This window comes from Halococcus salifodinae DSM 8989 (genome assembly GCF_000336935.1).
Lineage (GTDB): Archaea > Halobacteriota > Halobacteria > Halobacteriales > Halococcaceae > Halococcus > Halococcus salifodinae.
This window is the reverse complement of record NZ_AOME01000025.1, coordinates 1-532: the sequence shown is the minus strand read 5'-3', so window position 1 is coordinate 532 and position 532 is coordinate 1. Positions and strand designations below refer to the sequence as shown.

The following is a 532-nucleotide window of genomic DNA, read 5'->3' as shown; positions in this document are numbered from 1 at the left end:
GCTTGCCACGCAGCGACCTCCGACCGGAGGGTCGCTGCGTGATAGATCCGGCGGTCGAGACACTGGCGTTTGAGGACGCCCAGCTCGATTTCGGCCATGTTCAACCAACTTCCCTTCTTGGGGACGTAGTGGAACTCGAACCGATCAAGGTACGCTTGGGCTTGGTCTGGCGGGAAGAACTGATAGAAGCCAGCGGGATTGTGCGTGTTGAGCTGATCGACCACAACCCGGATGCAGTCCGCATCCGGGTAGTGGACATCAGCGAGTTCAACCATCCGATCGATCCACTCGGTGGTACGTCTCCGCTCGGTAATCTCGACGTTCACCCAGCCAGTCAACGGTTCCGTGGCGAGGTGAATCCGCTGTTTGCCGTTGCGTTCGTAGCGGTGATCGACGCGTTCGACCGCTCCCGGTTTCGCCGGGAGCGGGTCGTGTTCGTGGCCGCGGAGTGCTTTGCTGGATTCGTCGAAGCAGATGACCGGACGCTTCTCGTCGTAGGGTTCGTGATAAAGGTCGAGGACGTCCTCCATAT

General features: G+C 59.8%; 1 protein-coding gene. It reads right to left on the bottom strand.

The window, feature by feature from the left end:
* Window positions 1-530: IS630 family transposase (locus tag C450_RS04885; RefSeq protein WP_005040788.1), on the bottom strand; the 530-nt coding region annotated here is incomplete at its 3' end.
* Window positions 531-532: the final 2 nt, after the last annotated feature.